The sequence below is a fragment of the Paraclostridium dentum genome (assembly GCF_012922555.1).
Lineage (GTDB): Bacteria > Bacillota > Clostridia > Peptostreptococcales > Peptostreptococcaceae > Paraclostridium > Paraclostridium dentum.
On record NZ_WIPK01000006.1, the window covers coordinates 42,977 to 63,453 of the forward strand.

Consider the following 20,477-nt stretch of genomic DNA (forward strand, 5'->3'; position numbering starts at 1 on the left):
CTACTAAATTAATGTAGAAGCTTTTTTATATTACTCTTTTAATACATACTTTTTATATATTTTAAGCGCATTCGCAAGCTGATCTGGGCAAGATGATTCTCTATTTTTACATGGAATTTTTTCAAATGCTTCTATAATTTCATCAATATTCTTTCCTTCAATCAAATTTTTAATTCCTATTAAATTCCCTGCACAACCCCCTTCAAATATTACATCTTTTAACATATCTCCTTCTATGTCTAATAAAATTGATTTTGAACAAACACCACTAGTATAATATCTATACATACACATCACCTTATTTTAATATTTTATACATATTTATTTATAAACAGTATAATTTATGAGGATTTTAAATATTTTTTTATAATTTATATTTTATATATATCAATTAGTAGTTATAATTATAATAATAGCTATATTTGCTCTGAATATATTAGATAGATTGTGTATATAATCTATTAGATTACCTTTTAGGATGTGATACTTATGAGTGATGTATTAAAAGAAAACAAACTAAACTTATTTAATAATTTATTTAAATTTTTATTTCTTATGTTTTGGGTTATGTTTTGGTTTATAGGAATAATCCTTACAGATTATAAATTTAATAAAATAGCAATATACTTTTTTATTGCATATAGTTCAGTTTGTATAATATATATTATTAGTTATGTAATTTATATGAAAACTTCAAATAATTTCGAAAAAAAGATAGAAGTTTTTTATAAAATTTCAACGCTTTTATCATTTATTTTCTCCACATTAAGTTACTATATATTCCCTATTAGTATTATGTGGTTTTTAATTAAGCTATCATTATTATTTACATATATGTATATTTCTATATTAAAAGTTTATAAATACAAACTTGAAGAAGGCGTTGTTGGTATACTAGCATCTGCTTTAATGCTATTTATGTTTCTTAGATACTAAAATTATTAGTTTTTTGAAATATTAGACATATTTAGTATTTTTTGATATTATTTATCTTAGTAGTAAAATACTATTAATAATCAAATAAAAAGGAGTTATTATAATGGAAAGAACAGTTTTAGCCACTATCGGTGAAAAAGAAATAACTAATATTGATATCGAGAATGCTTTAAAAAGCTTAGACCCATACCAAGCTATGCAATTTAATACAGAAGAAGGTAAAAAAAGATTACTAGAAGATTTAGTAAATCAAGAGTTATTCTACCTTGAAGCTAAAGACGAAAATTTACATAATGACGAAAACTTCAAAGCTGAAATGAAAAGAATAGAAGAAAATATGTTAAAACAATATTCTATAAATAAAGTTTTAGCATCTGTTAAATTAACTGATGAAGAAATAGCTAACTTCTATGAAGCTAACAAAACTAAATTTGTTAAACCTGAAACAGCATCTGCTAAACACATATTAGTTGATACTGAAGAATTAGCTAATGACTTATTAAACAAAATAAATAGTAATGAAATATCATTCGAAGAAGCAGCTAGAGAGCATTCTTCTTGCCCATCTAAAGATGCTGATGGAGATTTAGGTACTTTCCCTAGAGGACAAATGGTTCCTGAGTTCGAAGAAGCTGTATTTAATATGAATAGAGGCGACGTACAAGGTCCAGTTAAAACTCAATTCGGATATCACTTAATAAAAGTAGAGGATAGACACGAAGGTGGTCAATCTGAACTTGATGAAGTTAAGGAAGAAATAGCTAAAAGCTTAATGTACCAAAAACAAAATGAAGTTTACTCTTCAAAAATAAATGACTTAAAAGCTAAGTATAATAATTTAGTAAAATTAAACGACTAATAAAAAAAGATAACTAATGGCTAAACATTAGTTATCTTTTTTATGATTTTATCTTTTTATAGCAATATTCAATTATATCTCTTCTTTTAATTATCCCAATAAAAATATTTTGGTCATCTATAACTGGCACAAAGTTTTGGTTCATAGATTTAGATATCAAATCTTCTATATTTGCATTTATAGATACAGGTTTATTGTCCATTCTTCTTTTCACATCACATACATATACATCTTCTATGGCTTTTAATTCTAAATTCAAATCATTCTTTAGATACCATAGTAAGTCCCCCTCTGTAATAGTCCCTACATACGCGCCTTCACGATTTATAATAGGTATAGCAGAATATCTATGATACTCCATCTTCTCTAATGCCTGTCTCATTGTATAGTCATCATATATATATGCTACTTCACTTTTGGGTGTTATAAAAAATAGTATATTCAAATACTACACCTCCTATTAAGTAGTATAAACTTAAAAATACATCTATCCATATTTTATCATATATTTAATAAGATTTGAATAAATTAGATTTTATTTCTAATTAAAAAAATTCATTTTGCTTAAGCGACTTTTTAATATCTTAAAATAAAAAAGCTATTTTTATTTTAATAAAAATAGCTTTTTTATTATTAATAATTAACTTTTATTAAATGAAACTTTATAGATTTATCACTCCAACCTAAATCCCAAGGAACTAATAACCTATCAGTATTGTGACACGTTACAAGTGGATATCCTTTAGAATCTACTCCCGTGACTGTAGATACATGAGTTATTCTACCATTTTTCTCATAAGCAACTATATCTCCAGGAGTCATGCTATATGCTAGCTTGTACACTTCTTCGTACGAACCTTTTCCTATTAATGATCCTCTTCCACTATATACCAAATAATTTTTAAATCCTTGGGCATTTACCCAAGCTTTAGTTCCTTCTGTTCCTTCGTAATTCCATGTTCCATTTTTCTTGAATCTTCCACTTTCAAACATAATTTGAGATGCATAGTTTGCACAATCTCCTCCATCGGGATTGAAATCTTTATATTTTGAGTTAAATTTCATTCCATGCTCTTCATCTGCTGCAGCTCCACAATATTTATGTGCATAGTCAATTGCTTTAATCTGTTCAGTAGTTAAGTTTGCATCCTTCTTTTCTTGAGCCAATATATAATTTCTAATATCATCTGATTTTATGTTATCCAGATGAAGAGAATCTGCAAATGGGTCAGTATACCATTCTTTTGTAATTATATATTCATTATCTACAATTCTCATATTAAGATAATGATATGTTCCTATCCTAAACATATTTTTCATATCTGGCTGATTCTCATAAGAATAATTGTATTCAGTAGATACAGAACATATAATTCCATATAAATTCTCTTCTTTTTCTTTTACTTTACTAATTTTAACTCTAGTTTTTATATCATTAAATTTAACACCTTGCTTATATGACCAGTTTTCTAAATATTTCATTTTAGTCACTTCTTGTTCATATGCCCATAATCCAAATTTATGATTTACATCATATAATTTTTTCAAAACATCATCATTTTTAGTCAATATAGCCTCATTTCTATGATCAAACAAATTTTCAAGTAAAAGTTGAAATTGTTCTTTTTCTGGATCTTTATTAGCTTTTACAATTTCATTTCCTCTTATAAATGCATTCAACTTTAGCTCATTTTTATTGTTTAAAATAATTGTAGTAATAATACAAATTCCTGCTAATACTAATATTCTCCTTAGTTTTTTGCCTTTTGTATTTTTTATGTTCAAGTTTGTTCCTCCTATCAAATAATAGACTTTATCTTAAGAATATAGAGTATTTCAAAGCTAATATAATATTTTATATAGTTTTCACATTTTTTTAGCCAAATATAATTAAATTTATGGTATAATTGTCTAACATTAAATTAAAGGAAAGAGGTGCTCAGTTGCTAACAAAAATGAAACTGTCTAAAGTAAATAATGTTCTTACTAATAATATATATGCAAATTTTCGTTTTTTAAGTGAGGAAAATTTTGGTGATGTCTCAAAACTCTACGAAGAAGTGAGTAATTCTATGGATAATAAAAATTGGTTAAAAAGTAGAGATCATGCCGGATTAAAAAAAACCGTCGATAACGGTGGTTTTATAATTGGTTGTTATGTAGGTTTAGATCTTATTGCTTGTGCTCTTTGTGATGTCCCTAGCGTAAAGGATTTAGAACTTTTATCTTCTTTAGGAGTTTCTGTTGAAGACTTTAAAAGCACTTATATATCAGGTTTTGTTATGGTTCATCCTATGTACAGAGGAAATTCGCTTCAAAGTAAATTACTTGATTTAAGAATAGATATAGCTAAATCTCAACGTAAAAAATATATATTAACAGTAGCTGCTGTAGATAATATTCACAGCATAAACAATATTTTAAATAAAGGGTTTGAATTTAAAACTCAACAAGAAAATGAATATGGAATTTTAAGAAATATATTCTTAAAAGATTTATTCCCTTGTGATGAAAATGAAAATTTCATAGATAACAACATTATGACTGATGTAATATAAAAGAGACCTTTGAAATAAAGGTCTCTTTTTCCACGTTGTAAGGTTCTTATATGTCTTTGTACTTCATAGTATATATTATTCATAATTGTTAATTTTGCTACACTTTAATTTGAAAGATAAGTAACACTTATTATTTATTTTTATAATATATTATTAAGTTAGTTTATACTTTTCAAGGGGGTATTTTATGAATATTAATGATAAGGCAAAAGATTTAGCATTGTGCATAAGAAATACTAGCGAGTTTAAAACTATGAATAAAGCAAAGAAAGATCTTGATAGAAATTCAACTTTAAGAAAACAATTTGATGAATATGTAAAAAAGAAAAACCTTATATATTCTAGATATAAGATAGAGGATGCATCAAAAAAAATAAGTCAATTAAATAGAGACTATGATAAATTTTTTAATCATCCTCTAGTTTCTAATTATATGAATGCAAATAGGAATTTTAATACGATGATGGAAAACTTATATAAACAAATAGAATCTGAATTAACTAAATAAAAAATAAAAGAGACGATTACGTCTCTTTTATTTTTCAAAGTGTTGATAGTCTTTTAAATTAGACCATTCTCCACCCCATGTCCACCCTCTTTTAGTAAAGGCATTATAGCATGCATCACCCTTTTTTATCATCCCCTTAATATTTTCATTTCTTTCTATGTAATCTTGACCTTTCTTAGGGCTTACAACTCCATTTTTGACCATAGGATTAATAAGAGGATTTATATCTATAGCTAATCCTTTTGAATGGTTTGATAATACTTTTGATCCGTCTACAACCCTATAACAAAACGAAGATGTATTATTATCGGACATAGATAATTCATCGTCTGCACCATAATTATCAATTATACTTACTTTTTCTATAGGATACTTATTTTCATAAAGTTCTTTAAATATATCTATAACTTCTTTCGATACCTTTTTACTAACTACCATATCTCCTATGTGTGGCTTATTATCAAATCCATAGTATGTTATTTTTAAATAATCCAAAGAATCTTTATCAACAGAATCTTTATCAGGAATAGAGTTCCCAATCATCTTTTCATATATATTATCTGGAATATTTCGAACTTCAAATAAAGGTTTAAATTCTTCTTTCTCTATTTTTTTAGTTACTTTTTCCTCATTAGATTCTTTCTTTTCATTAAATGTATTACACCCAATACATACTAAAATCACGCAACTAATTATAGCTACGTATAAAATTTTTTTTAAAGACATTATAGCTTTTCCTTTCTCTAATTAAAATTAACTATACATATATTATATTATTATTTTACGCCAAAAAAATCAAAGCTCATAGCTAATAACTATGAGCTTTGATTTTTTTATTTAATTAATCCTCTAAATTATACATCATATTGTTCATCATATTTTGCATATACATATAATAGTTCATCCACATATCTTGCATTTCTTCCATTCCCATATTTTCCATATACATATATGGCTCATCCATTGATGGATATTTATTTGCAAACTCACCCATATATTGCATTGGTTCCATATTATATATAGGATTTATATATAATCCAGTTTCCTCTTCTTTGATTAACATTATATCGTCTAAATTACAATATTCATCATCATTTTGATTATTGTTGTGTCCATTGCAGAAATTAAATTCACATCCACATGATTGTTTCACTTCTTTTTTAGGTTTACAATAAGTTGGACTTACATATTTAGGTTCGCATGTACAACTTGGTTTTTCTTCTTTACATGTGTTAATTGGTTTACATGATTTTTCTTCTTTACATGTATGAATTGGTTTGCATGGCTTACATGATTTCTTTTCTTTACATGGTTCTTCTATTCCTAAATCCACGTAGCAAGATTTTTTCGGCTTACAGTCTTCCATTTCATAACATCCTGCAATTTTTTCTTGGCATTTTTTCATCATATCTTCACATTTTTTAGATTTACCTTCGTATTCTTTTATCTTTTCTCCAGCAACTTTGTAGCACTTCATAGCCTTTTCATCACACTTCATAGCTTGAGAATATAGACATTTTGCTTGTTCATTTACATTTTGAGATTTTTCATATAAGCATTTAGCTTTTTCACAGTATTGTTCTGCTTCATCTCCTGCTTGCTCCGCTTCTTTGTATAAACATTTCGCTCTTGCACAAAGATCTTCCGATTTACATAAAAGTTGATTCGCTTGTTTTCTAAGTTTTTCAGCTTCTGTTTCATTATCCATAGACTCTTTAGCTAATTTTTTAGCTTTAGCTTCTAACGCTTTAGCTTTTTTATCAAATTCTTTAGCTTCTTCATATGACTCTACAGCCAAGCATTCACAATCTAAAGCTTTTTTAAATAATCTCTCAGCTTCTTGTGCTAACTTAACACATGTATCATCAAATTTTATTTCACAATCATCACATGGCCCTGGAGGACAGCAAGTTGGTTCTAATTTTTTTACCGGTTCACATTTTTTATAAACTGGTTTTTTGCATGGTTCACAGTAGCTTTCTTTTTCTTTTTTTGGATTGCAACCTATATTTACAGAACAGCTATTATAACATTTTTTCTTTTTTCTCATTGTACTCATAGCTAGTCAAAACCCCTTTGTTGTATTTTATTTTAACTAAGCAAATTAATATGCTTAATACTAATTATATGAAAGTATCTTTGTGTGGTTACTAATAATATCTAAAATATATACAAAAATTACCTTTAAATTTATTTTTTTCTTACTATAAATTTTCTTTTATTACATAAGATATATATGAATTAAAATTTATATCAAAACACTAAATTATAGTTGATTGGAGTGATTAATTTGAATAATAACAAAATAAATAATGAAAACATTAATAATCAAATTGATGATTATACTAAAAAAGGACAAGAGTATATAGAAAAAGCTGAACAAAAAGCTAGTGACCTTTTATCAAAAGCTAATGGTGTTGCGCATGATGTGGTTGATAAAACAAACGACATGGCTGAAGATGTGGAAAATGCAGTAAAAAAAAAGACAACTATGAGTCTAAAGTAGACTATCCTTATGATGAATGTTGCTGTGGTACAAGTTTTGAGTGTTTTGATGAGCCAAAAACTACAGTTGACTATATAAAGGATTATGCTAAAGAACATCCTGTAATGACAGCTACAGCAGTTTCTGCTACAGTCTTAACAGGTCTTAGCTTAGTTAGTCCAAAAACAAGAAAAGTAACTGTACCTGTTGCTAAATATGCAGTTAAGCAACAAGCAAAATTCACTTTAGGAGTTGGAATGTTAGCTATGGCTACTTATTTGTCAAATAAATCTGACTTTAACTCTTATAATTAATAAAAAAAGGAGCTTTTAAAGCTCCTTTTTAAATATTTCTAATATTTATTATTTGTGATTTTATATCTACATTATATTTATTTTGATTTTCTTCATTTTGTTTTATAGTTCCATTAAATTTTTTCATAGGTTCCTGATTATTATCTTGTTCATCTTCAAAGTATATATTCTCAGATGCATCTAAATTAAATTCTATATTATATTTATCCGTAGGTAAATCTAAATACGTCATTCCATTTTTATTGTCTATATTTAATTTTTTTGCAATAGGAACTGTAGATTCTATGTTTATACTAGGTGAATATTTTGTTGCTATTATATTAAATGTTTCTGGTATAAAGTTTTCTATATTTTCAATAAATACATCATCAGGCATAGATTGTAAATATACTCCTGCAGTAGTACTTATATTTATATTCTTTATTCCTAATATTTCACTAGCTTTTAGATTTATATCTCCATTTGAACTTATAGTTAAGTTCTCTAAACTTTTAACTTCTTTTGGTAATGTTATTTGACTGTATTCAGTTGAAAAAGTTACTCTTTCATTTAATACATCCTTATCCGCTATAATTAGATCTCCATATCTAGTTTTAGCTTGTATATCTACATTATTTGGAACATACACAATTATTTTATTTGAAGCTAAGTTTAGCATGTTTATTACAGCATCCCCAAATCCCTGAATTTCCATATCTATATGTCTATTTTCTTCATTCTGTTTTATATCAAATGTGTTTTCTTTGTTATCTATAGTCAGTGTATTATTATTTAAAGTACCTACTTGAACAATTTTAAGTTTGTCAGAGTTGATTTTTTTAATTTCTACGTTTATATTTTTAGTGTCTATGTCTAATTGTTTTACATCAACCTGCTTTTCATATATTGTAACTTTTTCACTTGCTTTTTTTGCACATTCATTTATATAGTTAGTTGCAAATGGTACTGCAGCTATCGATGATGATATAGTCCCTATAATTCCTATAGCAATCAATATAACTGCAAATATAGTTATTTTTTTATTCATCTATATCATCTCCTTTATAATTTATTTTGTTTTCTTTTGCATGGATATATTTTTTCTTATTTCTTAACCAATTTATATATTGCTTATATATTTTTTTTCCTAGCTTCATAATATATAAATAAACCTGTACTACTAATATATCAAATCCTATAATTCCTATACTAGAAAATACTATAAGTGCAGCTATAGAGCTGTCTAATCCTAATAATGGTCCTGAAGTTCCTAATAACGCGATAAATGCTATGTTTAATGCCCCAATAGTTAATCCTGCACTTGCCATCATTAATATAAATAAAACCCAAATACACATTAATCCAAAACTCAAACAAGCTAGTAGTACTTTTATAAGTTTAGTTGATAATCCCTCATCATCATTTTTTAAATTTGGAGTTAACTTATTATTTATAACATCTTTAGTTTTATAGTAACTGTCTTTTAATCTTATTTTGACTTGGTTTACACCGTCATGAAATTTATCAAATTTTTTGTTGCTATTATTAATTTTGCTTTCTTTCATCTCTCCTACTAAATCTCTAACTATAGATTTAGGTGATCCTAATGATTCTATAATTTGTAAGTCACTTTTTCCTTCTATTTCTCCATCTATAAAGTATTCTTCATAATCTCTTAATATATCATTGACCTCATCATCAGAAAAGTGATTAGATAAATAGTCTTTTAATATTTCTAAAAATTCTCTTTTATTCAACCTTAATACCTCCTTAATCTAAATTAATAAGATAATCTACTGCGTTGGTAAAGTTTTTCCATTCTTTTATAAGACTTATTAAATTTTCTTTACCTAACCCCGTTATCTTGTAATACTTTCTAGCTGGCCCTTCATTTGATTCTAATATATATGTCTCAAAATACCCTTCTTTAGTCAAACGTCTAAGTAAAGGATATATAGTTCCTTCATTCACTTCTATAACCTTAGAAATGTTTTGAACTATTTCATATCCATACATATCTTTTTTAGATATAAGAGCTAGAACACATATCTCTAAAACACCTTTTTTGAATTGTGTATTCATTTACTCCATCCTTTCTATAAAAATAACTACTATGCTTTATATAGTACCTTGTTTAATCATCGTCATAATCATATGATAGCACACTACTGTGCGCTACACAATACCTTGTTAAATTTTTTATTCCACTACCCTTACTCCCTCTCACTAAAAAAAGTCGTACTTTATCACAAAGTTTAAGTGCCACTATCTAAATTTAACCGACATTTACAGGCATGCTTTTAAGCCTGTATGGAGGAAATTTAGATAGTAGCACTAATTAAAACTTACGAAAAGTACGACTTTTTAACTTTTATTATTTAACGTATTCTGTTACTAATTTTATAGTTTCTATAATAGACTCTAAATTCGTTCTTTCATATCCATGAGATGCAAATATTCCAGCACCTATTAAAGCTGTTTTAACATCATATCCAGCTTTTAACATAGCTCCTGCATCTGATCCGTAATTAGGATAAGTATCAACTTTATATCCTATATTATTATCCTTAGCAATTTGGATAAGTCTGTTTGTTAATTCATAATCATATGGTCCTCCTGAATCTTTTGCACATATACATACATCGTATTCAGTTGAGTTTTGACCATCTCCTGGGCACCCCATATCAATAGCTATAAACTCTTTAGTTTTTTCTGGTACAGCTGCTGATGATCCATGACCAACCTCTTCATAATTACTGAAGAAAAAGTTTACAGTATGTTTTGGTTTTATTCCAACAAGCTTTAGATACTCTATAACATATAAAGCTGCTGCAACTGAAGCTTTATCGTCTAAATGTCTAGATTTTACAAATCCAGAATCAGTTATTTTAACTCTAGGGTCAAAAGATATAAAGTCTCCTACTTCTATTCCTAATTCTTTAGTATCTTCTTTAGAACAAACTTGCTCATCTATAACAACTTCATAGTTAGCAGGAACTCTTGGAAGTTCTCTACAGTCAGAGTGTATATGCACAGATGGTTTTATAGTTTGAATAGTACCTTCATAAACCTTTCCACCTCTTGTATGTATTTTACAACATTCACCCTCAACTGAAGTCATCATATATCCACCAACTTGAGTTAATGCCAATCTTCCATTTGCTTTAACTTCTTTTACCATTGCCCCTAATGTATCTACATGGCAAGATAAAGTCTTTTGATATTCATCATCATCACCTTTTATTGTAGCAACTACAGCACCCTTATTTGTTACTTTATAATCAACATTTAAAGTTTTTAAAACTCCTGTTATATACTCCATTATATTTTGAGTATAACCAGATGGACTTGGTATATTTAACACTTCCGTTAAATATTTTTTTACTAACTCAGATTTATATTCCATAACCTAAACCTCCCTATTTTTATAAGTTTCCTATAATTAAATAGTAAAATAAATAAATTATTGTCAGAGATATTAATATTTTTTCTATTCCAATCACTAAAAGTTCCATTTTTTTAATCGGAATATCAGTACTATCTACATATACCATATTAGTATTAATTGATATCGTTTGCACTATAGATATTATAAATATTATAAGACCAGATATATCTTTTATATCATTATTTATAAGTTCTATATACCTTCCTCCATTAAACATGCCTAAACATAAAGCTTCGTTTATTTGAACTTTTGATGGCAAATTAAACATTTCTATAATTGGGTAAGTAATTTCACCTATAGTGTCAATCAATCCTGTATTATTTATTAAAAACTCTCCTACAAATATAATTATAACTAAATTGGGTAATATTGTCATAATTATATTAAATGATTCTTTAAAATTTTCAAACATGTAAAATATTAACTTATTATTTTTTTTAGTAGATACATGTCTCCTTATCGCATTTTTAAACTTATCCTTTTTAAAACTACATTCTTTGTAACAGCTTTTGTATAAGTACGATTTTTTCTTAACTTTTAAAGGCCATATCCTACACATTAAAAAGTTAACAACTAAGGATAAATTTATAACCATAAAAATAGTAAATGCTACAGACTTTAAGCTTAATTCATCTGCTAAATAGTAACAATTTAAAATACTAGTAAAAGAAAAACAAGAAATCATTATGCACGCTTCACTTTGTCTAAGTTTTCCTTTTTTATATAAATGGCTAGTCATAAACATCCCACTAAATATATCTACAAATAAATACACTAATATATTTAATACACATTTTCCACTTAGTTTAAAAGCTTTTTTAGTGTATTTTTGAAAATATGCTTCAAAAATTTCTACTAGACCATACTCTGTTATAAGAGGTAAAAAGAAAGAACTTATTGATAGAATAATCACTGATTTAAACAAAAAATCTCTCATAAATAGTAAACTGCTATTATTATATGCCCTAAATTCAATTTTAGAAAAAATTATAAGTATGAATAATATACTTATAGGTTTTATGCACTTTATTATATTACTAAGTGCATCATATTCCTTTTCTTTGTGTTTAATTATAGGTAATACAGATCCTATAGATACCATTATAAATAAATACAACTTAATTAATTCTATATACCTAGATTGAATAAAAAAGTATAAATGATATATAATTGTATTTGTAGAACCTTTTAAATTTATCGGCAAAAAAAATATAAAAATACCACAAATTGAATATATTACTATTCTAAATGAATCCATTAATTCAAAATTTTTATATTCATTGCTTTTTTCTTTTGTATCAATTCCTTCCATCCATTACCTCCATACATATAATATATAATTGATTTAATATTTATATAAATGTATAATACTATCATTAATTAAATTTTAAAAAAGAGGTGATATATTGAATAACACCAAAAAAACAATATTGATTCTTACCGCTCAATTTGGAGCCGGACATATAAGTGCAGCTAATGCTATTAAAGAATATATACTTGAAGAACAGCCTTCATATAAAGTTGTTATACAAAACTTTATAAGTGCAAGTGTTCCAAAAATGAATAAGCCACTTGTTAAGCTTTATGAAGCTAATACAAAATATACTCCTGGACTATACAATTATTATTACTATTTAAAAAAATCATTTGACTCTAGACATGATATAGCTTATAAAATGTATACTCCAAAATTATCCCAGTATATAATGGAAACTAATCCAGATCTTATAATTTCAACGTTTCCTATGGCTTGCACTTGTGTTGATTATTTTAAAACTAAAAATCCTGAGTTCAAGGTTCCAACTATTACAGTAGTTACTGACGTTGTCGATAGTCTTGAATGGATTTATCCAACTACTAATATGTATTTTGTAGCTTCTCATGAGATAAAAAATAGATACGTTCAAAAAGGCATAAATCCTAATATAGTTAAAGTAACTGGGGTTCCTGTAAAAAAAGAATTTGAGCATAACTCAGAACAAAATTCATCTCAAAAACATAAGCTACTTATAGTTGGTGGTGGTAGAGGTTTATTTGATATGGAAGATGATTTTTTTTACTACATAGATGATTTATTAGACTTAAATGGAGATGCATTAGAAGTCACTATAGTGTGTGGTAAAAATCAAAAACTTTATGATAAATTAACAGAAAAAAAACCTCTTAAAAACATTAATGTTTTAGGATTCGTAACAAATATGCCATGTCTATTGAAAGAACATACATTATTGATAACAAAACCTGGTGGTGCAACTTTATTTGAAGCTATAAAAAGTGAAATTCCAGTAGTTGTCATGCTTCCTAAAGTTGGACAAGAGATAGAAAATGCCCGATTTATAATAGATAAAGGTATCGGCATTGTATATAACGATGAAGATGACTTAAAAAACTTATTAGATGCTTTAGTTGATAAAAGATTAAATGATCGAATAAACTTCATGGTAGACAATATAATTAATTTTAAAAATTCTATAGATTATAATAAAATTGCATCTTTTGTTACACAATTAATAGGGACTTTATAAAATAGTCCCTTATTTATTAATATTTTTATATTTATTAATATTTATTATCTTTGATTCATTTGTAACAAATTTAATATTTTTTATATTACTTTTAGTTAATATATATTTTGTGTTCTTTATAAATTTAGAAATTAGCACAGCTTCTCCAATAAAAAATATAATACATATTGAAGCTTCAATGTTTAAATTATTCAAATATCCTGTTTTTCCTAAGCTAAATACTGAATGAGATTTTACTAAAATTAATATTAATATATGGATAATTACAATTGATGTAAGCTTATAAAATTCTTTATATAAGTTATTTTTTTTGATTGAGTTAATGACTTGAATTTGGCTGAAATTAAGGATTTTCAATATATCTATGTATATCTGTTTAAATATGTTCCTATCTACTAAGTTTAATATCACTATAACTATAGAAGCAATTATTAAACAATATATATTATATATATATATATGATAAGGCTCATTTAATCCTATCTTTAAAGATTGCATAAAGGTGTATCCAATTGAAAAAAACAAACCTGAAAAATTAAACCTAAACTGATTATATTTAATGATCATAGAGTATGCAATTAAAATCATAGTAGTCGTCATAAGAGAATATATTTTAGATTCTCCTTTAAATATAGAAAAGAGAACAATCGGAGCAATAAAATATACCAAGGCATCTCCTATAAGCCTTTTTTTCATAAATCCACCTCCATTTTATTGAATATTTCAAATCTTCCTATAATTTTTCTCTATATAAAATAAATTCTATTAAACTACTTTTTTTCCTCCTTTTCCATAGTTTTTATTCACAAAAATAAAGACTATCTAACGAAAGTTATATGGATCATATTACTTTACCTAGATAGCCTTTATTTTTTATGCTACTTTTTCAGTTTTAGAATTTTCATTTTTATCATCTTCTAATAAACCTAATTTTTTAGCTAATATCTTTGTAGTACTAGCTTGTACTATTAATGTTATTAAAATTGTCATAAATACAACTGATGAAATTATTTGATAACCTGGAAGTTGCATAGATACAATTATTCCTGATAGAGCCGCTGGTATAACCCCTGTTTCTCTTACCCACATCATAAACAACTTATCTTTAAAATTCCATTTAGCTTGTCTATCAAATAATGTACATATTAAAACTACTAATGGTCTTGCTACAAACATTAAAACTAAAACTACTAATAGTGAAGGTAACCAATATTGTGCTAGTGCAGATAGGTCTACATGAGTTCCTAAGACTATAAATATAGCCATTCTACATAATGCTCCTACACTCTCTCTAAAACAATGTTCTGCATGAAAATCAATATCTGGTACCCATAGTCCGAATAATTTTCTATTTCCTGCTATAAGTCCTGCTATAAATACAGCCATATATCCACTTCCATGTAACTTAGTAGCTATTTCATAAGCTAATGCAACCTTTAAAACAGAAATTATTGGTGCATATGAGTGGAATACACCCCATTTTTTGTCTGACACTAAAAGTGAAAATAATAAACCTATAACAACTCCAACTGCTAATCCTACTACTACTGAAATTAATAATTCCTTTGCACTTTCACCAAGTGAAAATGATCCTGATGTTATAACTGCTAATAAAGTACTTACTAATATTGCTCCTACTGCATCATTAAATGCTGATTCGCTTACTACTGTTTGCTTAATTTTATCTTTTATTGCAACTTGCTTAAATACTGGTATAAGTGCTGCTGGATCTGTAGATGCTATGACTGCACCTATAAGTAAAGCCGTCATAATTGATACTGGGAAAATTTTGCTAGTTGCAAATCCAACTACAACTGTAGATATTACAACTCCTAAAGTTGCAAGTAAACCTACACTAATTTTAACTTTATTTAAAACTTTTAAATTTATCTCTCTACCGCCTTCATATAATATAAATGCCGATCCGAAAGTCAGTATAAGATTATTTTCTATTGGAAAAGCTTCTATACTTATTATATTTAAAACAGCTGGTCCTATTATTATTCCTGCTATTAAATATAAAATTACATCGGGTAATTTTAGTATTTCACTTAATTTACCTAATACTATACCTGTTACTACTACTACTGAAAATATAAACAATAGATTGTTGGTAGCAATTGCCTCCATTGTATTTTCCATACTGTTCACCCCATTCTTTCCATTAATTAGATTTCTAACTGTTTTCTTATCAAACAATTAATAATTATAGTACTCTTGAAATATAAAGTCAATTACTTAATAATTTTTCATTATATTTCAAAAACTCAAACAATTACCTTCAAAACATTTTTATTTTAATTTTTATTGAATAATTGGTATTACTAATTTCAAGAATAAAATAAATTCACTAAAATTCTTTCTTTATTAAATCAAACAATAAAAAAGCTTATATAATAAACTTTTAATTTTTTATCATATAAGCTTTTAATTTTTATTTAGAAGTTATATCTAAAGGATTTTTTAACTCTCCATTTATCGTTACTTCAAAATGAACATGATTACCTGTTGATCGTCCTGTTGAACCTACCTTAGCAATAGGTTGCCCTTTATATACTAAATCACCCTCGTTGACTATGTTCTGACTATTATGTCCATATATAGAAGTTTTTCCATCAAAATGTTTTATAGCCACTACATTTCCATATCCATTTTGAATACCTGAAAAACTTACAACCCCATAGTCAGTAGCTAATACTTCAGTCCCATAATCAGCAGGTATATCTACACCCTTATGAAGTTTTCTTTCTTTAGTTATAGGATGAATTCTATAACCAAAAGGTGAACTCAACTCTGTAAATCCTGGCACAGGCCAAGATCCATAATTTACTTTTCCATTCATTTCATTTTTTAAATTATTTTCTTGATTTTCTAAATTTTTAATTTGATTATTTAAAGGTAATTTCGAATCCTCTAAAGCTTTTATTTCTGACTCTACAGAATTTTTTAATAAATCTTTATTGTCTTTTAAGCTCTTTTCATCATCAACAAAGTTTAATTGAACAACTTCTACATCACTAGATTCTTTTTGAATTAACTTTTTTTCTTCTATAGATTTATCTATATCTGAAATTTTTTCATTGATATTTCTTTGTTCAATTTTTAAGTTGTATATATCTTTTACAATTTGTTCACCTGATGAATTTTCAGTTTCTGCTCCATATATATTAAGTGTACTCATAGTCGTTATTAAACCTACAGCCATTAATATTTTAAAACTCTTAATCATACTTTTTCCTCCTTCTTAATAACTATTTCTTAATATAGACAAGTTAAATATAAATTATTCAAAATTTAACTTAATATCAATCACAATGGACAATCAAACTTAATAAAATAATATAAACTATTTGTTTAAACCTATTAATTTATTTAAAAAGGGGAAGATAATATGATTAAAAATCAAGAGGTTATCTTTGGAATTATATCTGCTATATTCATAATAATATATTCTGCATCATACATACTTTCTGATATATATTTGATAGTGAACTCTAGAACTTTAAAATCAAATATAAATAAAGTACTCCCTACTCTTAGCAAACTAAATACACCTTCACTAATACTATCACTTGCATGTTTAATACCTCATATTTATACATTAAAAGCTAATTTTTCTATATTTGATAGTAGTTCTATGTTATTATTTGTATTGTTTATGGCAACTTGCACAAAGTTAAATTTTTTAAATAAATTAAAAATAAAACAATACTCATCTATAATTGCTTATTTATTAATAGTAAGTTTATCTGTTCATATATTTTTCAGATAAAAAGTTCATTCAATATACCAAAAGGGATTAAGCTTTGCTTAATCCCTTTCTAAATTCTAAATAAAAGTAGTTTTCTATAATTTTTTATCTAGTATAAAAACAATTAAAATATGTTTTTTTGATATTGAATATATTTTTGTTGAACTTCTTTCATTTTCTTTTTCATTTCTATTTGAAGATTTGATGCTGTTTCATAATCTTCAATTTCTATAGAATCTTTTATTCTTGTAAATAACGACTTTTTATTCATTGTATCTTTCATTAAATAATGTTTTATATAGTTTATCTCTTCCCATAACACTTCATCTAAAACGTCCATATCATCATTTATATGTAATTTTTTTAAACTTCTTATTATATCTATATTATCTTGTATAATTCTATTTTTAAGCTCTTTTTTCCATTTATCTATAGCCCCTACTTTAAATGAATCTATTATTTTATCTGAAAATACATTTCCTTGAGTTAATGATTCTAACTTATAGCTTTGAGTTTCTAAGTTTTTCATATTCTCATATACAGTAGCTGGAGGAGTTGAAAATCTTTGATTTCTTTCTTCTTCTTCATAATCTTCAAAAACATCATTTTCGTCTCTATAGGCTCTGTTTTTTTCTAGATAAAAACTATTTTCGCCTATATCTTTTGATAGTTCCTTCTCTAATTCCTTTGTACCTAATTTACTCTCAGCAACAGCCTTTATTCCATGAATTATAGTTTGGTATGCTCCAGCTATAACTAAATAAGTATTAGATAATGGATTTGGAGATCTAAGCTCAAATCTTGTAGCTAAAGGACTATTAAGATCTCTTATAAGTCCAACTAATATAGATCTATTTCTTGATGGAAGTTCGTAAGAGTGCCCAACTGATGTAACTATACAAACAGGTGCTTCAAAACCTGGAACTAATCTATTGAATCCATCATTAGACGAAGTAACGAATGGATTTAGTACCTCATAGTTTCTAAGTATTCCCATTAAAGCTCCATATCCAAACTTTGTAGTATAATCATTTTTCATATCTTCTGGTGAAAATAAATTGACTATCTTTCCATTCTTAAGCTTTGCACTAATTCCAAAGTGAGTGTGTTCTCCACTTCCTGCAACACTATCTAAAGGCTTAGCTTTAAAAGTTACTTCTAAACCACTCCTACAAAAAACGTCTTCTATAACTTCTCTAGCCAATAATTCATTATCCGCACATTGAAGTGGTGTTGAATATTTCCAGTCTATTTCCAATTGTTCCATTGCATGGTTAGTTTTTCCATCTATACTAATAGAGCTTGTTATTCCTCCAACCTCTTTATGACCCATTTCTGGTTCTACCCCTAAATTTTGAAGTATTATTAGACTATTTTCTAGACAAGTTCTTATAATTCCTTTTGTTCTTTTCCAATACTGTTCTTTTAAACTTTGAGATACATGAAGAGCTTCTATATCAGCTTTATCTTCCGGTGTGTTTACCCAAAATTCTAGTTCTGTTGCAGCAGTTAGATTTATACTTTCTATTTCATCTATGCTACTTATTCCTAGACCTTCAAGCATATGTGGCTGTTGTGATATTATGTTCATTATAACTTCTTTTGTGTATTCTTCTGACTTTTTTAAAATCCCTCTAGAGCAAACTCTTTTTCCTTCATGTAATAAAAATGCTGGTATTTTTAAAGTTCCTATCGGTAAGTTGCACTTATTACACATATTTTCCATATTATAATCTATATACCAAATAGCATCATTATCTGGCATTAAATCAACTTTTGCATTGTTTAATGTTGCTATATTGTATAATTCAACACTAGAACCATCAGTTTGTATCCCTGAATTTAAAAATCCTGTAATATCATCTAGAAAAAGTTCTATAGGTATTTTTTCATCTATAGCATTTCCACCTAGATCAACTCCCATCAGAGATACAAATTTTATATTTTCATGTTGAGACAATAGTTCCTTTAAATCTTTTTCATTGTGACTATGTTTTTCAATAACATATAATAAAGATTGCATTTTTATCCCCCAATTCACTGATTTTATTTTATGATTTGCAATTTATAATGTTTTTCAGAATAAAACACTTTTAATTCGCAATATAATTTATATTATTATAATATATTTGTATTTTGTTCGCAATATATTTAATTTTTTAAATTTACTTAAAAATCCTGTGTATGATTTTTTTTTTACATAGGGTATACTAAATTAATAACCAAAAATTTTTAGGAGAGATTCGTATGGAATATATAGTTTTCGATTTAGAATTTAATCAGGGATTTGATAAAGAAAATAACAAAACATTTTCTAATGAACAATGCCCTTTTGAAATAATACAAATAGGAGCTATAAAACTTGATGCTAATTTTAATATAATCGACAAATTTAGTAGTTTTGTAAAACCCAATATATATAAAACCATCCATCCATTCGTTGGAAAAATGACTCATATAACATTGGACAAAGTAAAAGATGCACCTTCTTTTTCAAACGTATATAAGGAATTTAGAAAGTTTATTTCTAGCAAGTCTAGTATAATGTGTGTTTGGGGTTCTGGAGATTTAAAGGAGTTATACAGAAATATAAATTATTACTCACTTCCTTCAAAAGGATTGCCCCAGTTATATATAAACGTTCAGCAGTATGCATCATCTTACTTTAATAATCCAACTGGCCAAAGTATCGGCCTTCAAAATGCTATACAAATTTTACAGCTTGAACAAGACAAAGCATACCACGATGCTTTAAACGATGCTTACTATACAGCTTTAGTTTTAAAAAATATCTACGATGAAAATATAGTTGCAGATACGTATGTATATACACCTGTTAAATCCAATAGAACTAGATCTAAATCAGTTAAAAAGAAAGTTAACTACCTTGCTTTGTTTGAAGAATTTAAAAAGATACTAGGAAGAGATTTAACTTCAGATGATAAGAAACTTATAGATTTAGCTTATAAGATGGGGAAAACTAATCAGTTTTTAATAGATGATATACCAGCTCCAACACCTAAAGCTTCACCTAAATCTAGTAAGAAAAAATCAAAACATGGTTTTAAGTATAAAAAAAGAAGATAAGTCCTAATTTTAGGACTTATCTTTTTT

Annotated in this window: 23 protein-coding genes; 9 read left to right on the forward strand and 14 right to left on the reverse strand. The window is 26.6% G+C overall.

The window, feature by feature from the left end; genetic code table 11:
- Positions 1-30 precede the first annotated feature (30 nt).
- Positions 31-288 (reverse strand): TIGR03905 family TSCPD domain-containing protein, encoded by a 258-nt coding sequence (locus GFJ41_RS10885; protein ID WP_021429622.1) that lies wholly within the window; start codon positions 286-288, stop codon positions 31-33.
- A gap of 201 nt (positions 289-489) precedes the next feature.
- On the opposite strand from GFJ41_RS10885, the gene GFJ41_RS10890 reads away from it, so the two are divergent.
- Both GFJ41_RS10890 and GFJ41_RS10895 read left to right on the forward strand, forming a co-directional pair.
- Positions 490-936 (forward strand): hypothetical protein, encoded by a 447-nt coding sequence (locus tag GFJ41_RS10890; protein WP_021429704.1) that lies wholly within the window; start codon positions 490-492, stop codon positions 934-936.
- A 103-nt stretch (positions 937-1,039) separates the two neighbouring features.
- Positions 1,040-1,795, forward strand: coding sequence for a peptidylprolyl isomerase (locus tag GFJ41_RS10895; protein WP_021429681.1), 756 nt, complete (start codon positions 1,040-1,042; stop codon positions 1,793-1,795).
- Between the two features lie 40 nt (positions 1,796-1,835).
- Here the strand turns inward: GFJ41_RS10895 and GFJ41_RS10900 are convergent, their stop codons facing one another.
- Both GFJ41_RS10900 and GFJ41_RS10905 read right to left on the reverse strand, forming a co-directional pair.
- Positions 1,836-2,240: a CBS domain-containing protein gene (locus GFJ41_RS10900; protein WP_021429554.1), complete on the reverse strand. Its 405-nt coding sequence runs from the start codon at positions 2,238-2,240 to the stop codon at positions 1,836-1,838.
- Between the two features lie 188 nt (positions 2,241-2,428).
- Positions 2,429-3,574, reverse strand: a complete 1,146-nt coding sequence (locus GFJ41_RS10905; RefSeq protein ID WP_035115622.1) for an amidase domain-containing protein — start codon at positions 3,572-3,574, stop codon at positions 2,429-2,431.
- 176 nt (positions 3,575-3,750) lie between these two features.
- Between GFJ41_RS10905 and GFJ41_RS10910 the strand changes: the two genes are divergently transcribed.
- Positions 3,751-4,353 carry a GNAT family protein gene (locus GFJ41_RS10910; RefSeq protein ID WP_206001548.1) on the forward strand — a complete coding sequence of 201 codons (603 nt, stop codon included), beginning with the start codon at positions 3,751-3,753 and terminating at the stop codon, positions 4,351-4,353.
- 187 nt (positions 4,354-4,540) lie between these two features.
- Entirely contained in the window at positions 4,541-4,861 is a 321-nt protein-coding gene (locus GFJ41_RS10915) for a YlbF/YmcA family competence regulator (protein ID WP_021433607.1), read from the forward strand.
- 27 nt (positions 4,862-4,888) lie between these two features.
- Here GFJ41_RS10915 and GFJ41_RS10920 read toward each other — a convergent pair whose 3' ends face one another.
- Both GFJ41_RS10920 and GFJ41_RS10925 read right to left on the reverse strand, forming a co-directional pair.
- Positions 4,889-5,587, reverse strand: coding sequence for a M15 family metallopeptidase (locus tag GFJ41_RS10920; protein WP_052169085.1), 699 nt, complete (start codon positions 5,585-5,587; stop codon positions 4,889-4,891).
- A gap of 115 nt (positions 5,588-5,702) precedes the next feature.
- Positions 5,703-6,920: a hypothetical protein gene (locus tag GFJ41_RS10925; RefSeq protein ID WP_035115021.1), complete on the reverse strand. Its 1,218-nt coding sequence runs from the start codon at positions 6,918-6,920 to the stop codon at positions 5,703-5,705.
- 231 nt (positions 6,921-7,151) lie between these two features.
- Here GFJ41_RS10925 and GFJ41_RS10930 point away from each other — a divergent pair, with 231 nt between their 5' ends.
- Positions 7,152-7,367, forward strand: a complete 216-nt coding sequence (locus GFJ41_RS10930; protein ID WP_170075316.1) for a hypothetical protein — start codon at positions 7,152-7,154, stop codon at positions 7,365-7,367.
- Positions 7,368-7,471: 104 nt separating this feature from the next.
- The gene (locus GFJ41_RS10935; RefSeq protein ID WP_035115025.1) at positions 7,472-7,660 is read left to right on the forward strand and encodes a hypothetical protein; all 189 of its coding nucleotides are present in this window, start codon (positions 7,472-7,474) and stop codon (positions 7,658-7,660) included.
- A 28-nt stretch (positions 7,661-7,688) separates the two neighbouring features.
- On the opposite strand, the gene GFJ41_RS10940 is transcribed toward GFJ41_RS10935, so the two are convergent.
- The 5 genes from GFJ41_RS10940 to GFJ41_RS10960 form a co-directional block, all read right to left on the reverse strand.
- Positions 7,689-8,687 (reverse strand): DUF4097 family beta strand repeat-containing protein, encoded by a 999-nt coding sequence (locus GFJ41_RS10940; protein ID WP_170075317.1) that lies wholly within the window; start codon positions 8,685-8,687, stop codon positions 7,689-7,691.
- Complete coding sequence (locus GFJ41_RS10945; RefSeq protein WP_035115029.1) at positions 8,680-9,396, reverse strand: DUF1700 domain-containing protein; 717 nt, start codon at positions 9,394-9,396, stop codon at positions 8,680-8,682. Before GFJ41_RS10945 ends, GFJ41_RS10940 begins: the two co-directional genes overlap by 8 nt.
- 13 nt (positions 9,397-9,409) lie before the next feature.
- Entirely contained in the window at positions 9,410-9,721 is a 312-nt protein-coding gene (locus GFJ41_RS10950) for a PadR family transcriptional regulator (RefSeq protein WP_021429543.1), read from the reverse strand.
- Positions 9,722-10,013: 292 nt separating this feature from the next.
- Entirely contained in the window at positions 10,014-11,045 is a 1,032-nt protein-coding gene (locus GFJ41_RS10955) for a M42 family metallopeptidase (protein WP_025161600.1), read from the reverse strand.
- 19 nt (positions 11,046-11,064) lie between these two features.
- A complete protein-coding gene (locus GFJ41_RS10960) occupies positions 11,065-12,399 on the reverse strand; it encodes a YjiH family protein (protein WP_170075318.1) in 1,335 nt (444 codons plus the stop codon).
- A 94-nt stretch (positions 12,400-12,493) separates the two neighbouring features.
- Between GFJ41_RS10960 and GFJ41_RS10965 the strand changes: the two genes are divergently transcribed.
- Positions 12,494-13,612, forward strand: a complete 1,119-nt coding sequence (locus tag GFJ41_RS10965; RefSeq protein ID WP_029878033.1) for an MGDG synthase family glycosyltransferase — start codon at positions 12,494-12,496, stop codon at positions 13,610-13,612.
- Positions 13,613-13,621: 9 nt separating this feature from the next.
- Here the strand turns inward: GFJ41_RS10965 and GFJ41_RS10970 are convergent, their stop codons facing one another.
- The 3 genes from GFJ41_RS10970 to GFJ41_RS10980 form a co-directional block, all read right to left on the reverse strand.
- On the reverse strand, positions 13,622-14,308 hold the full coding sequence (locus GFJ41_RS10970) for a hypothetical protein (protein ID WP_170075319.1): 687 nt from the start codon (positions 14,306-14,308) through the stop codon (positions 13,622-13,624).
- 177 nt (positions 14,309-14,485) lie between these two features.
- Complete coding sequence (locus GFJ41_RS10975) at positions 14,486-15,754, reverse strand: cation:proton antiporter (RefSeq protein ID WP_021429695.1); 1,269 nt, start codon at positions 15,752-15,754, stop codon at positions 14,486-14,488.
- Positions 15,755-16,046: 292 nt separating this feature from the next.
- Positions 16,047-16,841, reverse strand: a complete 795-nt coding sequence (locus tag GFJ41_RS10980; RefSeq protein WP_170075320.1) for a M23 family metallopeptidase — start codon at positions 16,839-16,841, stop codon at positions 16,047-16,049.
- A 162-nt stretch (positions 16,842-17,003) separates the two neighbouring features.
- Here GFJ41_RS10980 and GFJ41_RS10985 point away from each other — a divergent pair, with 162 nt between their 5' ends.
- Positions 17,004-17,384 carry a hypothetical protein gene (locus GFJ41_RS10985; RefSeq protein ID WP_035115037.1) on the forward strand — a complete coding sequence of 127 codons (381 nt, stop codon included), beginning with the start codon at positions 17,004-17,006 and terminating at the stop codon, positions 17,382-17,384.
- A 103-nt stretch (positions 17,385-17,487) separates the two neighbouring features.
- Here GFJ41_RS10985 and GFJ41_RS10990 read toward each other — a convergent pair whose 3' ends face one another.
- Positions 17,488-19,386: a type I glutamate--ammonia ligase gene (locus tag GFJ41_RS10990; RefSeq protein WP_170075321.1), complete on the reverse strand. Its 1,899-nt coding sequence runs from the start codon at positions 19,384-19,386 to the stop codon at positions 17,488-17,490.
- A 224-nt stretch (positions 19,387-19,610) separates the two neighbouring features.
- On the opposite strand from GFJ41_RS10990, the gene GFJ41_RS10995 reads away from it, so the two are divergent.
- On the forward strand, positions 19,611-20,450 hold the full coding sequence (locus GFJ41_RS10995) for a 3'-5' exonuclease (RefSeq protein WP_025161604.1): 840 nt from the start codon (positions 19,611-19,613) through the stop codon (positions 20,448-20,450).
- Positions 20,451-20,477 lie beyond the last annotated feature (27 nt).